Source organism: Methanobrevibacter sp. AbM4 (assembly GCF_000404165.1).
Classification (GTDB): domain Archaea; phylum Methanobacteriota; class Methanobacteria; order Methanobacteriales; family Methanobacteriaceae; genus Methanarmilla; species Methanarmilla boviskoreani.
The window spans coordinates 1460795-1484976 of sequence record NC_021355.1 but is presented as its reverse complement, the minus strand read 5'-3'; the positions used below and the strand labels follow the sequence as shown (position 1 = coordinate 1484976).

Below are 24182 nucleotides of genomic sequence, written 5' to 3'. Positions count from 1 at the left end.
CTTATCAATTATGAATTTGATAAAAGATATTAAAATTACATATAATAAAATAAAGGTGATAAAGTGTCAGAACTTTTAATACAATTAGATAATTACTTAGCAGCAGGTTTACATATTGGAACTCAACAAAAAACTAGTGATATGGAAAAATACATATTCCGTGTAAGATCAGACGGTTTACATGTATTAGATATTAGAAAAACCGATGAAAGAATCCAAAAAGTAGCTAAATTTTTAGCTCAATATGATCCACAGGATATCTTAGTTGTATCTACCAGATTATATGGTCAAGCTCCTGTTAAAAAATTCGGAGAAGTTATTGGATGTAAAACTATTCCTGGAAGATTTATTCCTGGAACCTTAACAAATCCACAATATCATAAATTTATTGAACCTAAAGTTATTGTTGTAACTGATCCTAGATCTGATAATCAGGCTATTTTAGAAGCTAAACAAAATGGAATTCCTGTAGTAGGTTTATGTGATACTGAGAACTTACTCAGTTACATTGATTTATGTATTCCTGTAAATAACAAAGGTAAAAAAGCTATTGCTTTAGTTTACTGGTTACTTGCAAGACAAATCTTAAGGGAAAAAGGAGTCATTCCTGAAGATGGTGAAATCGATTTAGAACCATCTGACTTCGAATTAAAAGTTAAAAACTAAGTTTTTAATTTTTTATTCTTCTATTTTTTTGTTTTTATAATTTAATTGGCTTTTTAGTATATTTTCCGTTTTCCTTATTTTTAACTATTTATCTACTTTTTAGATTATCCCCTGTTTTTGTACCATCGACTTTTTCATTGTATTGTTTTTTATATTTTCTTCGTTTTTTTTGTTTTAGGTTTTTTCGGGATTTTTCTGTTTTCTTCGTTTTTTTTGTTGTTTTCTGGTTCTTTGCATATTTTTTAAGCTTGTTTTTTGATTTTTCTTATTTGTCACTTTTTTTACTTATTTTTTTAAAATACCTCTTTATTCTATGTCCTTAAAGTTAATATGAAAAAATTACTAAATTTTATTAGTTTGAAATATACTATTTTTATTTAATTAAATGATATTGGGAGGATAAAAACATGTTAAGAAAACCGGCAGTTGCAGGATCTTTTTATTATTCAAATCCTGGAGATTTGGAGGAAAGTATTGAGTATTCATTTTTATGTGAATCTGGTGTAGGTTCCATTCCAAAGTTAAATAAATCTTTTAACTCAAATCTAAAAGGTATTATGGTTCCTCATGCAGGATATATTTATTCAGGACCAGTTGCATCTTATAGTTTCAGCAAGCTTGTAGAAAATGGTTTTCCAGATACTTTTATAATATTGTGTCCAAACCACACTGGTTTCGGTAGTGGTTATGTTTCAGTTTTTGACGAGGGTATGTGGGAGACCCCATTAGGTAATGTTGAGGTGGACAGTGATTTAGCAGATATCTTTATTAAGAATTCCAAATATGCAGATGTGGATTATCAGGCCCATTACAGGGAACATAGTATTGAGGTTGAACTTCCATTTCTCCAGTATTTTTCAGACGATTTCAAAATACTTCCCATATGTATAAATGTTCAAAATCTTCAAACATCACTTGATATTGCAGATAGTATTAGGGAATCTGTGGAAGAAATATCTTCGTCAATATTATTGATTTCAAGTACTGATTTATCACATTTTCTTAGTCAAGATACAACTTTAATTAAAGATGAAATAGTTTTAAATGATATTGCAAACATGAACCATGAAAAATTACTTGATGATGTATCTAAATATAACATAACCATGTGCGGTTATGGAACTGTTGCCTCTAACATTATATATTCTAAAGAATGTGGTGTTAGTAAAGCGGATATTCTAAAACATCAAACCAGTGGTGATGTTAGTGGGGATTATAGTTCTGTAGTAGGATATGGTGCCGGCGTGTTTAAATCTGATTAGTTTCACTAGATATCTTTTAATCTAATCATATCCACTTAATTATATTTTTTAATTTTTTATTAAGTTTTAATATGCTATATTTTTTTTATAGGTACTGAGGGCCTTGAATTTAAAGATTTAAATAATATTCAGTATCTGTTTTTAATTTATTAGAAATGGAATCCTTTTAATGGTGTCATATATTTTTAACCTATATTCTATTTTTTAATCTTTAATTTGTCTAAGATTTTTATAAGAAAATAGAATACTATAAATTTTTAAAAAAACAAAACATAAGTTGATTGATTATTTTTCTTAAATTAATTGATTATAAAATTTTTAAGAAAATAGTTATCTTAGGAATAAAATTATAATGGTATCTTTTCTATAGATATTATTTAATTTAAAAGATTAATCTAGATTGAGTTTAAAGAAAACCGGATGAATAAAATGGATAAATTTTAGATTAATCATTATGGATTTAAAAATAAACAAGTTTAAAAGATTAATTGAAATATTTATAATATTTGTTATTTGTATTGAATGATTGGGTATTTGCGTATATCTTTGACTGTATTTATTATGGAATGGTTTTTAACTGATTATTGGGGAATATAATCGGTCTAAGATTTATTAAATTATTTTTAATAATATTTCTTGAAAATAAACACTCTATTATTTGAATTATTTAATTATGTTTTAATTTAATTTATTTAAGGCTATTCCATTTTATTTAAGGAATATAGAAATAAACTAGTAATAGAATTTTTTATCTTTTTAACTCTTATTTTTAAATTGTTTTATAAATGTAAGGGAGTTTGAAAATGGAAGTAAAAGCATCTGCTCCAGGTAAAACGATTTTGTTTGGAGAACATTCTGTTGTTTATAGTGAACCTGCAATTGCAACAGCAGTAAATAAAAGGGCTACTGTTCGTATTAAAGATAGCAGTACGGATAAAACTATTTTAAAATCCAAAGATCTAGGATTTGAAGCTGAATTAGATACTAAAAATAAGAAATATGTGTTGAAGAAAGGTAAACCCGGAATTATTAGATATATTTTAGAAGCCTTATATATGGTTCATGATCATTCACCAATTGAGATTGATTTGTCAATTGATATTCCAATTGGTTCTGGTTTAGGTTCCTCAGCTGCTGTAACAGTTGCAACACTTGCGGCTTTATACAGGTATCACAATATTTACTTTAACAAAAAAGGTCTTGCAGAGAAAGCCCATCAAGTAGAGTTTAAGGTACAGGGTGAGGCAAGTCCTTTGGATACATTGGTATCTACTTATGGTGGTTTAATCTATTTAAGTCGTAATAAAAAACTTCAAAGAATCAATTCAAATATCAATGCGCCATTTGTTATTGGTGTTACATCTAAATATGGTAGTACTAGTCGTATGGTTAGGAATGTAAAGAATTTAAAGACTAAATATCCCTCAATTATGGATCCAATCATAAAGACTATGGGTGTATTAACTGATGAGGCTAAGAAGGCTATTGAGGAAGGCAATGTTAATAAAATGGGAGAATTAATGAATATTAATCAAGGTTTATTGGATTCTATCAGTGTCAATACTAAGGAATTATCTCGTATGGTTTATATTGCAAGAGGTGCTGGAGCTATCGGTTCTAAAATCACCGGTGCTGGTGGTGGTGGAAGTATTGTAGCTTTATGTCCTAATAAGGTGGAACAGGTTTCTAATGCCATTGGAGTATATGATTCCACAGTTCAACTTAGATTTTCTAGAAAAGGTGTAAGTTCTAAGGTTATCTCTAGAAACAGGAGGGATAAATCCTATAAAGGTAATAATCTAAAAAACCATAATCATAAACAAAGTAATAAACACGGTGATGTAATAAATAACAAGGATATTGCCGTTAAGGTTAACCCTAATAAACATGTAAAAAACAGTCCTAAAATTAACAGGAAAAAAGTTAATAGTCATAAGAACCCCTCTAAATCAAATGCAAATATATCTATTAAAGACAATAAGGTAATATTTAAAAAGAAAAATTCAAAAACTATTAATAATAATCTAATTGATTATGCCAATTAGATGATTAATAGTTATCTAAACTATTTTTCTCTTAGATTTAACTTTTATTATATATTTAATAAATTTATTGATTTGGAAAGGAATATTGTTTTTAAGAGAGCTAATTATGAAATTTTCAATTGGTGTAAATTTTTTTATTTAAAGGTGATAACTTGATAATACTTAAGATTGGTGGGAGTATAATTACAGATAAAGATTCATCTGTTGCTAAAGTTGATTATAACAATTTAAATAGGGTATGTGAAGAGATTAAACAATCCTTTATGGAAGAGAATATCCATCCCCAATTAGAGGATGGATTGGTTCTGGTTCATGGTGCAGGATCATTTGCCCATCCACCAGCAAGCAAATATAAGATTGGCCAGGCTTTTAGTGAGGAGGAACTTCCAGAAAAAAGGATTGGTTTTACAGAAACATTGGTTGCAGGAAGAAAGTTGGATACATATGTCTGTGAGGCATTATGGAAACATGATATTCCTGCAGTATCTTTACCGCCTTCTTCCTTTATTACCACTACTAATAAAAGAATAACGAATTGTAATCTGGATTTAATTAAAAGATATTTGGAGTTGGGTTTTGTACCTGTACTATATGGTGATGTTGTATTGGATACAAATGAGAAGTTTGTAGTAATATCCGGTGATCAGATTATTCAGAACCTTGCAAGCAGAATGAGTTTTGATAGAGTGGTACTTGGTACCGATGTTGATGGTGTTTATGATAAAAATCCTAAAAAACATTCTGATGCTAAATTGATTGAGAATGTACATTCAATCGATGATATTACACAAATAGAGTCCACCACTAATGTTGATGTTACTGGTGGTATGGTAGGTAAGGTTAAGGAACTTTTAGATCTTGCATATTCTGGTGTTAGCTCCGAGATTGTCAATGCTAATAAACCGGGTATAATCGCAGCATCACTCCAAAACAAGAAAGTCAAAGGTACCAAAATCTCTAAGAAATAGTAATTTTTTTATTTTTTATTATTTATTTTTTCTAGTTTTTGTTTTTTTTATATACCTTTATAAAATAATACATTATAATTATATAGTATTAGTTATAAATAACTACACAGTTATAATTTTTAGATTATTATTTTACTTAATTATTTAAATATGTGGGATTACTCTATGGTTTTTTGTTTAAACTAGTAATTTATAATTAAGTTGAATTTAATGTAAAAATGATTTAAGGGAAATAATACAGTTAAAATATTTAATTTTAGCTTTAAAAACATGGTCGAAACATAAAAATCATAGGTCAGGGAATTTTATTTTTAAAGAGGTCAATCTTTTTTTTAAAAATAAGTGATTTTTTAGAATTTATTTTTTTATATTAGGTAAAATAAGGAATTTAAAATTTAATATAAATTATAACAACATTTATGTTTATGTAAGGATTAATAGGGTCTTTTATTATAAAAATAGCTTATTAAAATACTTGTCTTATTTTAATAATTTTATTTATAAAGATTTAATTGGAGAATTTTATATAAATGATCTTTTTTAAGATTTTATAATTTTGCATGTTTAATGTAATCAAATTCTGATTGTCTATTAACACCCTTATTTTTTAATAATTAATAATGTATATTGGCTATATATGTTTTTAGTTTTGGAGGAAACTAATGATTCAAGATAGGAAATTAGAACATCTTTCAATTTGTAAAAATTATGATGTTAATTATAAGAAGTCAACTGGTTTTGAAGATATTGAGTTAATTCATAGGGCACTTCCAGAAATTAATAAAGCAGATATTGATATTTCAACAAAAGCATTCGGTAAAAAATTAGATTCTCCTTTATTTATTTCAGCTATTACTGGAGGACATCCTTTTGCAGAAAAAATCAATAAGGAATTATCCATTGCTGCAGAAGAAAATAACATTGCTTTAGGCCTTGGAAGTCAAAGAGCAGGAATCGAAAATCCTGAATTAACATCTACCTATACTGTTGCAAGAGATTATGCACCTAATGCATTACTTTTAGGTAATATTGGTGCTCCTCAGATGAAATATGCCGAGGATGCTGTAAATATGTTGGATGCAGATATTTTAGCTATTCATTTAAACCCACTTCAGGAATCAATTCAACCTGGTGGGGATGTAGATGCTAGGGGATATGTGCAATCTATTTCCGAGATCTGTGATTTGGTAGATGTTCCGGTCATGGTTAAAGAGACTGGTGCAGGTATCTGTGCAGAGGATGCTGCAAAACTTCAAAGAGCAGGAGTTGACTTCATAGATGTTCAAGGTTCCGGCGGAACTAGTTGGGCTGCTGTAGAAACCTATCGTACAAATGATAGGTTACTTGGAGAGGCTTTTTGGGATTGGGGTATTCCTACTGCAATCAGTACTGTTGAGGTATGTTCCTCAGTTAGTATACCTGTTGTCTCATCAGGAGGTATTCGTACTGGATTGGACGCTGCAAAAGCTATTGCTCTTGGGGCAGATGCTGTTGGAATGGCTTTACCGTTTTTAAAAGCTGCATATAAAGGCCATGATGCAATTGTTGATTATGTGAATAAATTTAACGAATCTTTAAAATTGGCTATGTTTTTAGTTGGAGCAAGAAGTATTAAGGATTTAAAAGAATCTGATCTTGTTATTAGGGGTGAAACTAAAGAATGGCTTAATGATAGGGGTTTTAACACTAGGAAATATAGTAGGAGGTCAAATATTGACGGTTGAGATTATAGCAATTGGCGGTTATGAGGAAGTTGGAAAAAACATGACTGCCGTTAAAGTTAATGATGATGTAATCATATTTGATATGGGAATACATCTAGATAGGATCAATATCCATGAGGATACGGATATTGACAGAATGCATAGTTTGGATTTAATTGAAAGGGGAGTCATCCCTGATGATACCTTAATGAAGGATGTTGATGGAAAGGTTAAAGCTATTGTATTTTCACACGGACACCTTGATCACATTGGTGCTGTTGCAAAACTTGCACATAGGTATGATGCTCCATTAATTGGAACACCATATACCGCTGCACTTATTAAAAAGCAAATTAAAGGTGAACGTAAATTTAAGGTTAACAATCCTATCAGGGTTTTAAATCCAGGCAGTAAATTAAAATTATCTAAGGATGTTACTTTGGAATTTGTCCATACTACCCACAGTATTCCTCAGGCAGTTTTCCCAGTTTTACACACTCCTGAAGGAATTATTATCTACGCACTTGATTTTAAATTTGATAATCACCAGAAAGTATCTCCCCCACCTGATTATGAAAGACTAAAACAATTAGGTAAACAGGGAGTACTTGCACTTATTGTGGAAACTACAAATGCGGCAAATACACAACAAGTAAAAACCTATTCAGAACGTGTTCCAAGAATTATACTTGAGGATTTAATGAGGGAACCTTTAAAAGAAAAAACCGGTATGATTGTTACAACTTTCTCATCACATATTGAAAGGATTCAAACCATTGCAGATATTGCAAAGAAAAGTGATAGGGAAATTTTATTCCTTGGAAGATCTATGGAAAGATTTTTAGGAATTGCACAGAATCTGGGAATATTGAAATTACCTAAGAATTCATCTATTCATGGTTCTCCAAAGGCAGTAAATAGGGCACTTGCAAAAGCAGAGGAAAATCGTTCTAAATATTTACTTGTAACTACTGGTCATCAAGGTGAACCCGATGCATTACTTCCAAGAATTGCAAGTGGTAAGACTCCATTTAATATTAAGAAAGGAGATAATGTGATTATTTCTGCACCAATTATTCCAAATCCAACAAATGCTGCAAATAGGCATATAATGGAAGCAAGACTTAAAGCATCTGGTGCAAGAATCTATGCTAATGCCCATGTATCCGGACATGCAGGTAGGGAAGACCATAGGGAATTTTTAAGAATGGTTAAACCTGCACATATCATTCCTGCTCACGGAGATCTTCACATGTTAACTGCATATGGGGAACTTGCAGAAGAGGAAGGATATAGGATTGGTAGTAATGTGCATATTTTAAGAAATGCACAAGCACAAGTCTTTAATGATACTGATGAGGAATAGGTTTATTTATTCTAATATTGTTAATATTTTAATTCATTAGCTTAGAGGTATTGTTTAAAATTAAATTTTTTTAATTTTATTTTTAAAAAAAGATAAGATTATTAATCATATAATAAAGATATATTATTGTTATAAATGTTTACATAGTTTTTATAATTTGGTTGAGGAATTTCAAAATTAATTTTAATCAAGAAAAATATAGGAAATGAATTATAATGGAGGATTTTTATGTCAGATGTAACTGAAATTTTAACTGATTATTCTAAAGATGTAAAGGCAGTAATTGAGGATTATTTGTCTAGTATTGATCCTGAAGATTTACAAAAATCTTCAGTTTATTTAACTGAGGCAGGCGGAAAAATGTTAAGGCCTGCTTTAACCTTACTTTCAAGTCAAGCAGTTGGTGGAAACAGGGAAGATGCACTTAAAACTGCTGCGGCTTTTGAAATGATTCATACTTTCTCCTTAATCCATGATGATATTATGGATGATGATGATATGAGGAGAGGTAAGCCTTCTGTACATACTGTATGGGGTGAACCATTAGCTATTTTAGCTGGAGATACTTTATTTTCAAAAGCATTTGGTTTAGTAATTACTTCTAAAGAAGATAACATTTCCGCAGACCGTGTTGCTGAGTCTTTGGCTGTTGTTGCAGACGCATGTGTTAAAATCTGTGAAGGTCAAGCTTTGGATATGGGTTTTGAAGGTAATTTCGATGTTCAGGAAGAGGAATATATGGAAATGATCTTCAAGAAAACAGCTGCACTTATTGCTGGGGCTTGTAAGGCTGGAGCAATTGTAGGTGGAGCGGATTCTGAAGTAATTGATGCAATGTATGAATATGGTAGACTTATCGGTTTAGCATTCCAAATTCAGGATGATTATCTTGATGTTATTAGTGATGAAAAGGATTTAGGTAAACCTGTAGGTAGTGATATTGTTGAGGGTAAAATGACTTTAATGGTAGTTAAAGCCTTATCCGAAGCAAATGAAGAGGATAAAGAAAAGCTGGTTAAAATCTTATCTGATCCTGAATCTCCTCAAGAAGATGTGGATATTGCAATTGATTTATTTAATAAATATGGTTCAATTGAATATGCTCATGATGTTGCTCTTTCAAATGTAAACAAAGCAAAGGAAATACTTAATATATTACCTGATTCTTCAAGTAAAGATGCACTTGCTTTATTAGCAGATTTTGTAATTGAAAGAAAATCTTAAATTCTATAATTATTTTTTCCTATATTTTTATAATTTATAAAATTCTTTCTACTTTATTATAAAACTTATTATTTTTATCTATTTTCTATTATTTTTGGCTATTTCTCTTTATTTTTAGTTATTTTTAGTTATTTTTATTATTTTTATCTATTTTCTATTATTTTTGGCTATTTTTCTTTATTTTTAGTTATTTTTAGTTATTTTTATTATTTTTGGCTATTTTTCATCTTTAAATATTTCTTAATATTTTTCTGGTTTTTTCTATACCTTTCAATTTTTTTCATATGATGTAATAAATATTGAGTATTTCGTATATTGCTTTTATATAGAATTTGTAAATGGGATGTCTGTTAATGGCTGATATTATATGAAAAACTTTATTAAAATCAATTTTATTTCTTGAATGTCTCTTCAAAACTAAAAATTGGAATTATTACAACTTTCTTAAATATTCTTGCAATTTATTTTCCAATGAAACGTTTCAATGGAAACCTTTATATTTTTTTAGGATATATAACTAAATAATAAATTATTTAATTTGGTGTTTTTATGGATAATTATGAAATAATTGGTAGTTCTATAGATAAAATGCCTTTTATGGCTTTAGTTACTAATTTGTCTAAAAATTATATCAAATATCTTAATAAAGAACTTGAAAAATATAATATTAATTCTATTCAATCACTTTTCTTAGTAAAATTGAATTATTTTGATGATTTAAGTCAAAATGATTTAGCAAGGATCTTTAACTTAAGCAAGGGTTCTGTTGCCAAGTCTTTAAAAAAACTAGAGAATGAGGGATATATTATTCGTAAAACTGATAATGAGGATTTTCGTAGAAATATCATTGAATTAACAGATAAATCCTTAGAAATTATTCCTAAAATTAAAGAAATCAATGGGGAATGGGAAACGTATATGGGAATATCTGAGGATTCCAAATTAAATAATCTAATTAAAGATTTAACTTTAAAAAGTTTCAAATTGCTATAATCTGTTTTTTGGTGTTTAAATGGTTGAGGAAAATAAAAATGTTAGAATGATGATGGGTGATTATAAGGTTGCTGTACGTAAAATGGCATGGCCAATGATTTTGAGTATGCTTATTACTATGAGTTACAATTTAATAGATGGTATCTGGGTATCTGTCCTTGGAGCTGCACCTCTTGCAGCGGTAGGATTTGTAACCCCTCTGTTTATGGTTGTAAATGGTTTGGCAAATGGTTTAGGTGCAGGTGCATCATCCTTTATCGCACGTAAAATTGGAGGAAAAAGGAAGGATTTGGCAGATTTAGGGGCAAGTCAGTCATTCCTTATAGGGATCATAATACCGATTATTATCTCAGTATTTATATTGCTTTTTCAAAGACCAATCCTTATAGGTCTTGGTGCAAGTGGTGAAGTTCTTAGTTTGGCTTTGTATTATAGTACCGTAATATTCTCAGGATGTATATTTATTATAATTACCTCAATATTGACTGGTGTTTTAAGAGCTGAAGGTGATGTAAAAAGAGCGTTATATGTCATGACTTTAACTGCGGTAATAAATATTATATTGGATCCGGTCTTTATGTTACCTTGGGGATTAAACTTAGGTGTTGCAGGTATTGCATATGCCACGGTTTTATCATCAGGAATCAGTGCCGTTGTAATATTATATTGGATGCTTATTAAAAGAGATACCTATTTGAATATTTATAAAAAGGATTTGAAACCAAATGGTTCTGTAATTAAAGATATTCTAATGGTTGGAATTCCAGCAGCACTAGAAATGATGTGTATTGCAGCATTACTTAGTGTTGTAAACTCAGTTTTAACTATGGTTGCAGATAATAATGCTGTAGCAGCATATACTGCAGGTATGAGAGTAGTTTTATTTGGTATTGTTCCGTCTGTTGGTCTATCAATGGCAACTATTGCAGTTGCAGGTTCCTCTTTCGGTGCCGGTAAATTTAGAAGATTGAAGAATGTATTGAATTATTCAATGAAACTCGGAATTATAATGTCTGTTGCTATTGGTGCTGTGGTTTTTATATTTTCAAGTCAGATAGCAACGGTCTTTAGTTTTTCATCCAATACAGGAGTACTCATAGAACCAATATCCAATTTTCTAAAGGTATTCTTTTTATTTTTCATTGCAACGCCATTGGGTCTTTTATCCGGTTCATTCTTCCAAAGTTTGGGAAAGGGTCCAACTTCCCTATGCCTTACAATATTCAGGGAGATTATATTCCCTGCATTCTTTGTTGTTTTACTTGGAATTGTTTTAGGCTATGGAGTATGGGGTGTATGGTTTGGAGTTGTTATCGGTAAATTAGCAGGTGCGTTAATCGGATGGATTTATGCCTCTAATTATTCTTCAAATCTAATTAAAAAATATGGTGATGGGGAATTAGATTCTTAAATTAATATTAAGTACTGGTTATATTTTTAATCAATCCTATTTTCCATCCTTTTTCCACCATAATAATATCCAATCTGCAACATCCTTTTCATTATATAATTTTCCGGTTTTGGAATCTTTTTTAAGTATATCTTTAAGATAGGTTTTAAGTTTTTCAATTTCCTCATCACTTAAGAGGTCCACTCTAAATTTGCCATTGTCCATGGCTTCCTCAATATTGTTATATTCTCTGTGGGAGGTTATTGAAAGTCTTTCAACATTGGCATAAATACCTAAATTGTATAGTATCTGAATCATGTAGGTGTATGGAGGGAAATCCTTAGGATTATTTCCGATAGATTCCTGGAAATCCCTTTCTATTCTCCAGTTATCTGGTCCAAATAAGGTGATATAAACATATTTGTTGGCCATTTCATTAATGGTTTTCAATACTCTTTCAATTGGTATGATGCTGTTAAGTGATCTTGATGCGACAATTATATCAAAGTGACCAAGTTCATCAATTGATATTTCTTCTATTGGTTTTTGAATAGTGGTTACATTATCAACCCCTTCTTTTTTACATTTTTCATTTAAAATTTTAAGCATTCCGCTTGATGAATCAAGACCTGTAACACTTTTAGCTTTTTTAGCTATTGGAATGGTGATGGAACCTTCACCACAACCAATATCCAGTACAGTATCTTCTTTTGTTATTTTTAAACTGTTTAACAGGGTTTTCCTATAATCATCCCTTTTATTACTTTTATGGAAGTTTGGTGCTGCTTTATCCCAATTTTTCTGACGATCTTTCTTACTTTCTAATTTTTTACCCCAAAAATAAGCCCAGTCAATGTCCTCTGGATTTTCAATATGTCTCTTATTGTCTGTCATATTATCACTTTAATATTTCAAATTATTATATGATTTATAAATTAAAATCATTTATTAGTTTATTTTTATAATTATAATAAAATATTAATTTTTATTTTTTTATTAATGAATTAAATCTTAAAAATAATGATTTTAATTTTTCCTTAAAGTTTTCTAGATTATCAATTAAAAATTTATATATTTAATGATTCAAAAATAATACTGTGATTTTATATTAATTTTTATTTTTAAAATATGCTGATTTTTTAATTGTATTTATTACTATTTTATTTTAATTTAGTATTTTCAGTATAGTTTTTTATCAATTTAAAAGAATACTTATTTAATGTGATATAATGGATGAATTAGAAGAAGTTGTATATAAACATGCTTTAATGAATGCTGTAAAACACAAAGGTAGTGCTAGTCCTAAAGCTGTAATGGGTTCTATTATGTCTCAGGAAGCAGAACTTAGATCCCGTGCTAAAGAGATAGGTCCATTAAGTGCAAAAGTTGTAGCTAAAGTTAATGAATTATCTAAAGAAGAACAACAAGCTGAAATGGATAAATTAGGTTTGGAGATTCATGAGAAAAAACAAGTTAAGAAAGAGGGATTGGATGAGTTACCAGGTTCTCATGATAATGTTGTTATGCGTTTTGCACCAAATCCAAGTGGACCATTACACATAGGACATGCAAGAGCAGCAGTACCTAATGGGGAATATGTTAAGAAGTATGGTGGAAAGTTTATCTTAAGAATTGAAGATACAGATCCTAAAAGAGTCTATCCTCCTGCTTATGATATGATTCAGGAAGATTTAAAATGGTTAGGAATTGAACCTGACGAGGTTTACTTCCAATCCGACCGTTTTGAAATCTATTATAAATATGCTGAAGAGTTAATTAAACGAGGGGCAGCATATATGTGTACCTGTGACGGTGGGGAATTTAAAAAGCTTAAAGATAATTGTGAACCTTGTCCACATAGAAATCAGAGTGTGGAAGAAAATCTAAAATTATGGGAACAGTTTCCATCAATGGAGGCAGGTTCCGCAGTCTTAAGAATTAAAACTGATATTAATCATAAAAATCCTGCTATTCGTGATTGGGTAGCTTTCCGTATTGTTGATGAGGAACATCCACGTTTAGGTAAAAAATATAGAGTTTATCCCATGATGAACTTCTCCGTATCTGTAGATGATCATTTAATGGGCATGACTCATGTTTTAAGAGGAAAAGATCACCTTGCAAATAGTGAAAAACAAAAATATCTATATAAACATATGGGATGGGACACCCCGGAATTTATCCATTATGGAAGACTTAAAATGGAGGATATTCCATTAAGTACCTCCAAGGCTAAAGAAGGTATTGAATCCGGAAAATATTCCTCATGGACAGATCCAAGACTTGGAACCTTAAGGGCTATTGCAAGAAGAGGTATCCAACCGGAGGCTATTTGGAATTTGATGGTGGAAATTGGAGTTAAAATGTCTGATTCTGCTGTAAGTTGGAAAAAGATCTATGGTTTAAATAGAAATATTATTGAAGATAAGGCAAATAGATATTTCTTTGTTAAAAACCCTGTAAAAATAGATGTTGAAGATTGTCCTGAGGAATTTTCTAATTTCACATTGGAAAAGGAATTACATCCGGACTTTCCTGAAAGAGGAAACAGAACATTGGACTTTAATGGTTCTGTTTATATTGATGGGGATGACTTTAAAGATGGACATATCAGGTTAATGGATTTAATTAATATTGATATTGATAATGGAACCGTTAAGTTTAACAGTGCATCATTTGAAGATGCCCGTAAAATTAAAGCTAGAATCATTCAGTTTGTTCCTACAGAGGAGGCTATTAAAGCTGAGGTTGTAATGGATGACGCTTCAGTTGTTGAAGGTTTCTGTGAGAAGGATTGTAAGAATCTTAAGGTTGATGATGTAATTCAATTTGAAAGATTCGGATTTGTTCGCCTTGACGAGATTAAAGATGATAAATTAGTATTTTATTATGCCCATAAATAAATATAATTTATCTTTTTAATCAATTTTTATTGTGTATTTCTTTTTTTATAATCTATTTTTAATTCATCTTTTCATTAACCTGTTTTAATCAGATTTATTAATTTTTTTTATTTTACCCTTTACAAATCAATTCCCTTTTTTAATTGATTTGAAAATTCTTTTTTTTATTCAATACATATATATTTTAATTAAGCTTTTCCCGGTTTTATTTCTTGTATTTGATTTTTTTTAATATTTTAATTATATATTTAAAAGATATTTTTTTTATGCAATTCTATTTAGTTAAACTATTGTTTTAATTAATTATAAAATGGGTATTTTTTTAATTGATTTTTAAAACTAGGAATCTACTATTTATAAAGTCAATATTACAATTTTTAAATCTGAAATATTTTTTAAAATCCCTTTAAAAATTATTATTTTTTTAATATGGAAATTAACTTAAATCAATGTTTAAATTGAATTTGTTTAAAAATAATTTGGTTATTTAAGAAAATCAGTTTAAATAATCCCTAAATTTAGATTTAACTTAAAATATTTTTTAAATAAGTTTTGCATTATTAAGGGAACTAGTTAAATTAAGTTTAACTATTCATTTAAGTTTGTTAAAGGAAAATTAGTTAAAATCATGTTTAATTTCAATTTAAGTTTATTAAGGAAACTAGTTAAATCATGTTTGATTATAAAATAAAGATTTTAAAATAAGTTTTTTTGGCTATTTGGTTTATAATATAAAAATTAAGAATTAAAAGAAAAGATATTAAAAAGTATTAGAGGATAATGTTTATTTTTTTATTTAAAATACTTTAGTAATATCTTCTGGTTTAATCCAAATCTTTTTACCCCTATATGTGACATTAATGTTGTTACCATTAATGCTGTGAATAGAACTACCGTATTTTTCACCTTTGTACTGGTAAATAATACTGACTCCACGTTTTAATATGTGATCTGTACCCTGGAGATTGATTACTAAATCTTGTTCAGGCTCTTTTCGTCTTAATGATTTAGGTGCAGATTTTTTTTCATCGGATTTTCCACCATATTTTTTATGGAATCTTTCAGAAGGTTTAAGATTGGACAAGTCATCAGACTTTTTAACGGTGATTTTCATATCATCGGTTTTATCTGCAACATAGTTTGGTTTGTTTTTCTCATTTTTATCTAATTCCTCATTGAATTCTTTTTCTAAATTATCAAAGTATTCAATTTCCTCTGGAGTTAATTCATCGGTATTTCCATTTATATTATCGAATACGTCATGAGTATCATAATCAGGTTTAATGCTCTCTTCATATTTTTTGATTTCTTCAGGATCATGTAATGGTGTTATACTTACAACATTATCATTGTAGGTGATTCCATCCTCATAATTCTCTTTATTATTGTTTAAAACTTCCTCAAGAACTGCCTCATTAGTATTTCCTAAGTTTTCTCCATTTTCACTATCGTCTCTTACAATGGATGATTTAATATTCTTAAATGCACCCTTAACACTTTCAAATGGATCTATAATATCATTATATGCAGATTGTTCAAATTCATTGTCTTTCTCTTCTTCATTTTCTTTTGCATAATCATCAATTGTAGCTGGTTCTGTTTTTATTGGTTCAGGATTTGTTATTTTTCTAGTTTTATCAATGATGCTTTGATGTTTATCTTCAATTGGCTCTTGAGTAATATTACTTGCTATGCCTTCAGCTAAGCTATTATCTTTAATGTTAAGTTCGAATGGTTTTGATTTCTCTTCGGCATCTGGTTTATTTTCCCCTTTTGTTTCTTTTTCTGTTATGGTTTTGTTTGTAGGTTTTGTTTCTTCTTTTATGGTAGGTTTGATGTCTATGTCTTGGTTTATACTTGGTTTGGTTTTAATTTCAGGTTTATTGATTTCATCAGCTTCTTTATTTATTGTTGCATCTTTTTTGATTTTTGTTTCTTTTTCTGTTATGGTTTTGTTTGTAGGTTTTGTTTCTTCTTTTATGGTAGGTTTGATGTCTATGTCTTGGCTTATGCTTGGTTTGGTTTTAATTTCAGGTTTATTAACTTTTTCAGTAGTCTCAGTTTTAACCTCCTTGTTTGTTTTTGCTTCTTTTTCGGTGGTTTCAGTTTTAACTTCTTCCGGGATATTGGTCTTAATGGTTTCCTCTTCAATATTGTTTATTGGTGGTTCAACTTTAAGACTTGGTTCTGTCTTTAAGTTAGTTTTAACATTTGTAGATTCAATTTCATTGTCCTCTGTTTTAATAGGTTTTGCTTCTTTAACGGTATTTGCCTCAGCTTTCGGACTTTCCTTAATTTGGCTTGTTTTGTTAATAATAGGTTTTACTTTTGGGGTTTCTTTAATGGTTGTTTTAGGTTCAGTTGCTGTTGTTTTTAATTTAGGTTCAACCTTATCCTCTTTTTTATTTTCAGCATCAGTTGAAATTTCGGCATTTTTTACATTGATGCTTATTGGTTTTCTTTCAGTTTCCTGTGGCTTTTGTATTTTGTTTGGATTTTTATCTTTTATGGTATTCTGGTTTTCATTTACTATTTTTCTGGTTTCTTGGCTTTTGGTGGTTTTTGCTATGTTGTTGTTTTGGGTTTTGTTTATTTTGTTTTCGGTAGTATTGGCAGTGTCGGCTATTTTTCTGGTTTCTTGGCTTTTGGTGGTTTTTGCTATGTTGTTGTTTTGGGTTTTGTTTATTTTGTTTTCGGTGGTTTTGGCAGTGTTAGCTATTTTTCTGGTTTCTTGGCTTTTGGTGGTTTTTGCTATGTTGTTGTTTTGGGTTTTGTTTATTTTGTTTTCGGTGGTTTTGGCGGTATCAGCTATGCTATTGGTTTTAGAGTTTAAATTTCTAGTATTATTATTCGGTTTTGGTCTTGTAATGGTTAAACTTTCTATTTCTTTATTTAAGGCTTCTTCATCATTAACTTTATTTGAATTTCTTGTACCTGTTATTCTACTTGTTGCTTTGCTTGTGGTTTTTAAGATTTTATCTTTATTTGATAGTAAAGTATTGGTCTGTTTTTTATTTTTGGGGGTGTCTTCAAATTTTGGTACTTGGGTACTACTTTTAAGTTTCCTTTCAATATTTTCATGTGTTTCGATTTTACCTTTCTCTTCGTCTCTATAATATAATTTTACTATTAAACAGGCTACAACACAGATTATAGCAATGTTTATCAGTAATAATGTTGTTTTTAATAACATATTATCCTCTAAATATTTATTTGAATAAAAAAATAATTAAATCATTTTTAATTATATTATTATTAATATATATTATTTATTAAGATTAGTTATTTTTAATTTGATTTTATTATAAAAATTTTATTAGTATGGTTTTATATATTTATAACTATAATATTTTATTAGTATAATTTATTTTAATCTTAAATTTTAAATTATTTAAAATGAAGATTTTTTTAAATAGCCTTATAACTTCTTAGTTATTTATGTTATTTTTAATATTATCTTAAATTTAATATTATAAAGATTCAAGAGGAATAATATGGTTGTAAAAGTAAATGAAAATTATCTTTTATTAAAAAGTAATTATCTTTTTGCAGAAGTGGCAAACAGACTTGAAAAATATGAAAATGAACATCCTGATAAAGATGTAATTGCAATGGGTATTGGAGATGTAACTAAACCTTTACCAAAAGCTGTCATAAAAGCTTTTAAAGATGCAGTTGATGAAATGGGTCAAGCTGACACTTTTAGGGGATATGGTCCAGAACATGGATACGAATTTTTAAGGGAAGCAATTGTTAAAGGCGACTTCGAACCTTTAGGTGTGGATTTGGACATTGATGAGATCTTTGTAAGTGATGGAGCAAAATGTGATACCGGTAACATTCAAGAGCTATTTGCTAATTCAAACACAATAGCAGTTACTGATCCTGTTTATACTGTATATGTTGATACTAATGTAATGGCAGGTAGAACTGGTCCAATGAAAGATGATGGAATGTATGAAGGATTGGTATATCTTCCTTGTACTGCAGAAAATGATTTTGAACCTGAACTTCCTAGTGAACCTGTGGATATTATTTATCTATGTTATCCTAATAACCCAACAGGTTCCACATTAACTAGAGATCAACTTGCTAAGTTTGTTGATTATGCAAGAGAAAACGAAGCTTTAATATTATTTGATGCAGCATATGAAAGATTCATCACTGAAGATAATATTCCTCACAGTATCTATGAAATTGATGGTGCGAAAGAAGTTGCAATCGAATTTAGAAGTTTTTCAAAAACCGCTGGATTTACTGGTGCTCGTTGTGCTTACTGTGTAGTTCCTAAAGCACTTAAAGTTAAAGATTCCGAAGGTAACAAACATTCTTTAAATGCTTTATGGGATAGAAGACAAACTACTAAATTTAATGGAGTATCTTATCCTGTTCAAAGAGCTGCAGAGGCTATTTATACCGAAGAAGGACAGAAAGAAATCCAGGAAAACATTGATTATTATCTTAAAAATGCTAAATTAATTAGGGAAAGCTTAACCGACTTAGGTTTAACTGTATCTGGAGGAATCAACTCTCCATATATCTGGGTTAAAACTCCTAACAATATGCCTTCCTGGGAATTCTTTGATTTATTATTAAATGAGGCAAATATTGTAGGAACTCCAGGTTCCGGATTCGGTCCTTCTGGAGAAGGTTATTTCAGACTTACAGCATTTAATACATATGAAAACACTAAAGAAGCTATGGAAAGAATCTCAAAACTATCTTTCTAAACTTTTTTTTTATTAATGAGGGGATTATATGAGTAGTTCACCATTGGAAATTACTGAGGATGATACTTTACAAAGTATTTTTACTAAATTTGGAGCATATGCTTTAGATAAACAGGAAAATCTTGCTGATTTAATTGAAGATAAACAAGGTGAATTGGATCTTGAAAAGGGATATCTAAGTTTTACAGAGGATTTAACTTTTCCAGTTCAAATTTTAGGAATATTGTCTAAAGAATCAGACATGTTTTCATGGGCATGGGATAATGATGATTTAGGATTGCCTGAATCATTAATTTCAGAGGCTGTTAAGGTTAAAGAGTTTGGTGAGAAATATGATATTCCCCAATTTAAAACATCAATGTTTAAAGCGGAAATCAATGAGGTTCATTATTTGGCAATGACCGTTATTGGTTTGTTTGATGATGATGCATATTATCCTGTAGATGTTGGGGACTTTGTATTTTTTGTAACTATCAAATCTGATAAAATACCTAAAATAGATTCTATTGATAAGTTTCAAGTAATCTTTGATAGTTTTCAAAGGGATTATGACGTCAATGGTAAAAGGGCATTTGAAGCTTATGTTGCATGTAAAGATTATCCTGTAAGGGTTCATGAGGAGGATAATTTCCAAGTTGCAGATATTGGTGAAGATAAAATCATGGTGGGATTTTCAGATAGAGGTAATGTTAACTTGATTAAAATAATAAAACAAGAATAGTTTTATTAACTCTTTATCTTTTTTAATACTAAAGTCTCATTTTTATCTATATTCATTAAAATAAGATTATTTTTATTGCTTTTTTTTAGTTTTTTAATTTCATTTTTTTATTTAAACTTATTTTTTACAATTTGATTTATTTAATTAGTTTACCCATAAATATTCTATTAGCTTTAGTTAATCATTATAATATGGGTTGTTTATATCTTTTTTTAGAAGTGAATTACCTGAAATTATAAAAAAAAGCATTTAACACTATATATTTTAAATATTATCTTAATCTGAATTTTGTAAAATATTTTTATATAATGATTTTATAAGGTTTATTAATTAATAAATTAAAATTAAATTATTGAGTAAATATCTTAAAACTTTTTTATTAGTGATTATATGAATAGTGAGTTAATGGATGAAATTGATGATGAGATTGAATTTTTAGTGAAGGTAGGGTTCTATGATAAAGATGAGATTTTAGAGACAATAATCGATGAATTTATAGATTTCGATTTAAATGAGGATAAAATCTATAATGAAATTACGGATAAATTCAATGATCATCAGAAAAAATCTAATAGTGCTGATTTTACCAATCTCAAAGAGGGGTTTAATAAATTAACTAAGGATGGTATTGTTTCTATACATAATTGTGGTTATGATATTCAGGAAGGTGTGGAGGACTCTTTTGAAATATATACTCATTTAATAAACAATAATTATAGTCCTAAAGGTTTTTGTTTTTATACTTTATCAGGTATTGAAGAGGTGTTTGAAAATAATGTTTTAACTATAGCCTTTGGTTTATTTGATAAAACTGATAAAAAAGCATCTAGGGAACTTGCAAATAATATAATCAGTATTTTAAAAGAGTATGATTTTAATGTGGAATGGAGTAATAATCCAGATAAACCAATTAAGATAAAGGATTTTAAATGGGAGAAAATCTTTGATGATACCACCTATTTTATGGAAGGGGCATATGAAGATTTTATTAAATACAATAGTAGAGAATAATTATTAGACCTTTACTAATATAATGATTTAAGTTTAATATTATAGTATATTAAATAATTAAACTTTTATTGATTAGGAACACTTTATTAAATCTATCCCTTTGAATTAAAAATTGTTTAAACTTAATCCTTGGGTATATTGGATAATTTAATCAGGTAAGTTATAAAAGGCATATTGTGATTTTTATGAATAGACAGTCATATAATATTTTGGAGGATGTAATTTCTAAATCAGGTATATGGACAGCCTTGGAGGTTGTAGGTGATTCCATATATTTGGACTTTGAGCATGTCCAATTATATAATCCATCTGAGGGTAAATGTTCAGATTCTATTCATGACAGTCGGATTTCTATACGTTTTGCAGATAATTCCCTATTTTCAATTCTTTATAATGATAAGGAAGATATCGGATTTCTTAAAAATACCCATGGTTTGGATAATAATTTTTTAATTGAATTTAGTAAAAAACTGGATTGTTCTAAATTCAAATTCCAGAATCTTGGCTTTATTAATGATTTGTATATGGAGTTTGAAAACGAGTTAATATTCTTGGATAATTTTAAAGATGAAAGTGGGGAGAATGTTCCCGACTTTATTTTGTCATTTACATCCGACGATATCGCTATTTGTGTTGGTGGAAATTCCTTAAATGTCTTTAATGATTTTGAATCATTAAGTGACTATGATATTCTAGAGCTTTCCAACAAATGGGTAAGATATTATCTTGAGTATTGGCGAAAGAAAGGTACTGAACTTGAACTTCCCTATGATCCATTATGTGAGGAGTCTCTATTAGATTTATAAAAAACATTATTTTTTCTTTGTGATTTACCTTTTTTTTAGATTCTAAGATATTTGTTCTATCTATTTTCCTATGGTCTAATTTTTATTCTTATATTTTTCTAAAATATTTTTTCATGACTTTAACTTTAAATTTAAGCTATTTTTTATAGTTTTCTATATTTTTATTTCTTTTTAGAATTTATTTAAGTCATTTATATGAATTTTTCTAAAACTTTATAAACTTTAACAAAGTAATATTACAATGGTTTAAAAACAATTTTTTAATGTAATATATTTTTTTTAAAAAAGGTCTTTTTAAAGATTTAATTTAATAATGACATTTATAATGTAGGAGATTTTAAATGACTTGTAGTATTTTAACCGGTGGAGCATGGGGAGATGAAGGTAAAGGAAAATGTATAACCTACCTTTGTAATAATGACAAACCTGATATTATAGCACGTGCTGGAGTAGGTCCTAATGCAGGACATTCCGTAGAATTCAATGGGGAGAAATATGGGTTAAGACTTATTCCTTCTGGTTTTGTTCATACTGGCGCTAAACTTATGATTGGTGCAGGAGTTCTTGTAGATCCTGAAGTTTTCTTCCATGAATTAGAATATTTAAATAAATATGATGTAAAAGGCAGGACATTGGTAGATGGTCGCTGTGCTATTATTAAACCTGAGCATCGTGAAAGAGATAAACACTCTGATTATTTATCCAAAAAGATAGGAAGTACTGGTTCTGGCTGTGGTCCGGCTAATTCTGATAGGGTATTAAGGATTGCAGATTTAGCAAAAGATGTTCCTGAACTTGAAGATTATATTACCGATGTGTCTTTAGCTATTAATGAAACACTTGATGAGGGTAATGATGTATTTGTTGAAGGCTCCCAGGGATTTTCATTATCTTTATACTATGGTACCTATCCATATGTAACTAGTAAAGACACCTGTGCAAGTACTTTTGCTGCTGATGTTGGTGTAGGTCCAACTAAAGTTGATGAGGTAATCACTGTATTCAAATCATATATCACTCGTGTAGGGGCAGGTCCTTTCCCTACAGAAATCACTCAAGAAGAGGCAGAGGCTAAAAATATTGAGGAATATGGTGTAGTGACTGGTAGACGTAGAAGGGTAGGTCTTTTTGACATGGATCTTGCAAAGGAATCTTGTAGAATTAATGGTACTACTCAAATCGCATTGACCTGTGTGGATAAATTATATCCTGACTGTGCTAAAACACAGGATTTCTCTGATTTATCTGGTGAAACCAAAAAATTCATTGATGAGATTCAAACTGAAACTGGTGTCCCAGTAACTATTATTTCTACTGGTCCAGATTTAAAAGATACAATTGATTTAAGAGATGAGTTATTATAATTCATCACCTCTTTTTAATTTTTTTTTTTAAGTCTGGATAGCATATCCTTATTTTATTAATTGATTATTTCTATAAAAACAGACTCTTTTATAGGATTATTCCATTAACTGTTATTGTTTCTTGAAGTTAATCCTTAGAATTTTCAATATTTTTTAAAATAAGACTATCTATTATTAATTTATTACTATTTTTCAAATGGTTTTATAACTATTATTTTTTAAATTTTTTTTCTCATTTCAAAAAGCTTATTTTACTTATATTCTAGTCTATTTTTATTTAAAACATGTTTTAGATAATTGATATTATTGTTTCTAATTTAAAACTCTTTTAATCTTTCATTGTTTTAATTTACTTAATTTTTTTAATAAAACTTAAGTCAAAAATTTTATATTTAATCTTAAACTAAGATTATTATATGACAGAATCTTTGAATGACAGTATTAAAACTCCAAACGATAAGGTTGCTATGGCCTTTTTTAGAAGTCTAAGATGGGTCAATGGTGTTTATTGTCCACAATGTAAATCATATAATATTGTTAACAGGGGTCAACAGGGGAGAGTTCGAAGATATTCCTGTAAAGAATGTGGTTCTAACTTTAATGATTTTACAGGTACTATATTTCATAAAAGCAGAATGCCAATGGGGATGATGTTGTACGTTTTATTTAATATGGATGATAAAACAATTACACAATTATCTGAGGAAACTGGTTATTCTAGACAATGTATTTCTCGTTTGACTCATTTATTTAAAGAGAAATTAATTAATAATCCAGAATTTTATTCCGATGAAGACGGAGCTTGATTTTTTATAAGTTTAATAACTTTTATTGTTCTTTCCATTATCCTAATCAAATGGTAAATGTTAGTTTATTGAAATAATACTTTTTTAATAAATAATATTACTTTTTCATATTCCTTATTTTTTTTTAAATTTCATTATTGTTTTAAATGTTTATTTTTCATATTGTTCTTTTTAAAAACTTTATTTTTTCCAATTAATTGATTTTATTTTAAATTACTCGTTTT

The 24182-nt window shown here is 28.8% G+C and carries 18 protein-coding genes; 16 read left to right on the top strand and 2 right to left on the bottom strand.

All coding sequences use genetic code 11. From position 1 onward, the window contains the following. Positions 1-63: 63 nt before the first annotated feature. The 9 genes from rpsB to ABM4_RS06090 all read left to right on the top strand — a co-directional run bounded on the left by rpsB (position 64) and on the right by ABM4_RS06090 (position 11638). Complete coding sequence (gene rpsB / locus ABM4_RS06130; protein ID WP_016358814.1) at positions 64-666, top strand: 30S ribosomal protein S2; 603 nt, start codon at positions 64-66, stop codon at positions 664-666. A 407-nt stretch (positions 667-1073) separates the two neighbouring features. Next, positions 1074-1928, top strand: coding sequence for an AmmeMemoRadiSam system protein B (gene amrB, locus ABM4_RS06125; protein WP_016358813.1), 855 nt, complete (start codon positions 1074-1076; stop codon positions 1926-1928). Positions 1929-2731: 803 nt separating this feature from the next. Continuing rightward, positions 2732-3973, top strand: coding sequence for a mevalonate kinase (mvk, locus tag ABM4_RS06120; protein ID WP_016358812.1), 1242 nt, complete (start codon positions 2732-2734; stop codon positions 3971-3973). Positions 3974-4125: 152 nt separating this feature from the next. Continuing rightward, on the top strand, positions 4126-4941 hold the full coding sequence (locus tag ABM4_RS06115; RefSeq protein ID WP_016358811.1) for an isopentenyl phosphate kinase: 816 nt from the start codon (positions 4126-4128) through the stop codon (positions 4939-4941). Positions 4942-5603: 662 nt separating this feature from the next. Continuing rightward, positions 5604-6665 carry a type 2 isopentenyl-diphosphate Delta-isomerase gene (gene fni / locus ABM4_RS06110; RefSeq protein WP_016358810.1) on the top strand — a complete coding sequence of 354 codons (1062 nt, stop codon included), beginning with the start codon at positions 5604-5606 and terminating at the stop codon, positions 6663-6665. Further along, on the top strand, positions 6655-8010 hold the full coding sequence (locus ABM4_RS06105; RefSeq protein WP_016358809.1) for an RNase J family beta-CASP ribonuclease: 1356 nt from the start codon (positions 6655-6657) through the stop codon (positions 8008-8010). The genes fni and ABM4_RS06105 overlap by 11 nt, the downstream gene beginning before the upstream one ends. A gap of 228 nt (positions 8011-8238) precedes the next feature. Next, entirely contained in the window at positions 8239-9234 is a 996-nt protein-coding gene (gene idsA, locus ABM4_RS06100; RefSeq protein ID WP_016358808.1) for a short chain isoprenyl diphosphate synthase IdsA, read from the top strand. Between the two features lie 549 nt (positions 9235-9783). After that, on the top strand, positions 9784-10227 hold the full coding sequence (locus tag ABM4_RS06095; RefSeq protein ID WP_016358807.1) for a MarR family winged helix-turn-helix transcriptional regulator: 444 nt from the start codon (positions 9784-9786) through the stop codon (positions 10225-10227). 19 nt (positions 10228-10246) lie between these two features. Further along, entirely contained in the window at positions 10247-11638 is a 1392-nt protein-coding gene (locus ABM4_RS06090; RefSeq protein WP_016358806.1) for an MATE family efflux transporter, read from the top strand. A 36-nt stretch (positions 11639-11674) separates the two neighbouring features. Here the strand turns inward: ABM4_RS06090 and ABM4_RS06085 are convergent, their stop codons facing one another. After that, positions 11675-12511, bottom strand: a complete 837-nt coding sequence (locus ABM4_RS06085; protein WP_016358805.1) for a class I SAM-dependent methyltransferase — start codon at positions 12509-12511, stop codon at positions 11675-11677. A gap of 335 nt (positions 12512-12846) precedes the next feature. Between ABM4_RS06085 and ABM4_RS06080 the strand changes: the two genes are divergently transcribed. Then, complete coding sequence (locus tag ABM4_RS06080) at positions 12847-14520, top strand: glutamate--tRNA ligase (RefSeq protein WP_016358804.1); 1674 nt, start codon at positions 12847-12849, stop codon at positions 14518-14520. A 796-nt stretch (positions 14521-15316) separates the two neighbouring features. Here the strand turns inward: ABM4_RS06080 and ABM4_RS06075 are convergent. Then, positions 15317-17713 (bottom strand): hypothetical protein, encoded by a 2397-nt coding sequence (locus ABM4_RS06075; RefSeq protein ID WP_016358803.1) that lies wholly within the window; start codon positions 17711-17713, stop codon positions 15317-15319. Positions 17714-18014: 301 nt separating this feature from the next. On the opposite strand from ABM4_RS06075, the gene ABM4_RS06070 reads away from it, so the two are divergent. The 6 genes from ABM4_RS06070 to ABM4_RS06045 all read left to right on the top strand — a co-directional run bounded on the left by ABM4_RS06070 (position 18015) and on the right by ABM4_RS06045 (position 23958). Next, on the top strand, positions 18015-19250 hold the full coding sequence (locus tag ABM4_RS06070) for an LL-diaminopimelate aminotransferase (RefSeq protein WP_016358802.1): 1236 nt from the start codon (positions 18015-18017) through the stop codon (positions 19248-19250). A gap of 28 nt (positions 19251-19278) precedes the next feature. After that, a complete protein-coding gene (locus ABM4_RS06065; protein ID WP_016358801.1) occupies positions 19279-19971 on the top strand; it encodes a DUF6882 domain-containing protein in 693 nt (230 codons plus the stop codon). A gap of 390 nt (positions 19972-20361) precedes the next feature. Beyond that, a complete protein-coding gene (locus tag ABM4_RS06060; protein ID WP_016358800.1) occupies positions 20362-20982 on the top strand; it encodes a DUF6891 domain-containing protein in 621 nt (206 codons plus the stop codon). A gap of 185 nt (positions 20983-21167) precedes the next feature. Next, positions 21168-21788, top strand: coding sequence for a hypothetical protein (locus tag ABM4_RS06055; RefSeq protein WP_016358799.1), 621 nt, complete (start codon positions 21168-21170; stop codon positions 21786-21788). Positions 21789-22129: 341 nt separating this feature from the next. Then, entirely contained in the window at positions 22130-23152 is a 1023-nt protein-coding gene (locus tag ABM4_RS06050) for an adenylosuccinate synthetase (RefSeq protein WP_016358798.1), read from the top strand. Positions 23153-23568: 416 nt separating this feature from the next. Then, the gene (locus ABM4_RS06045; protein WP_016358797.1) at positions 23569-23958 is read left to right on the top strand and encodes a transposase; all 390 of its coding nucleotides are present in this window, start codon (positions 23569-23571) and stop codon (positions 23956-23958) included. The last annotated feature ends 224 nt before the right edge of the window (positions 23959-24182 follow it).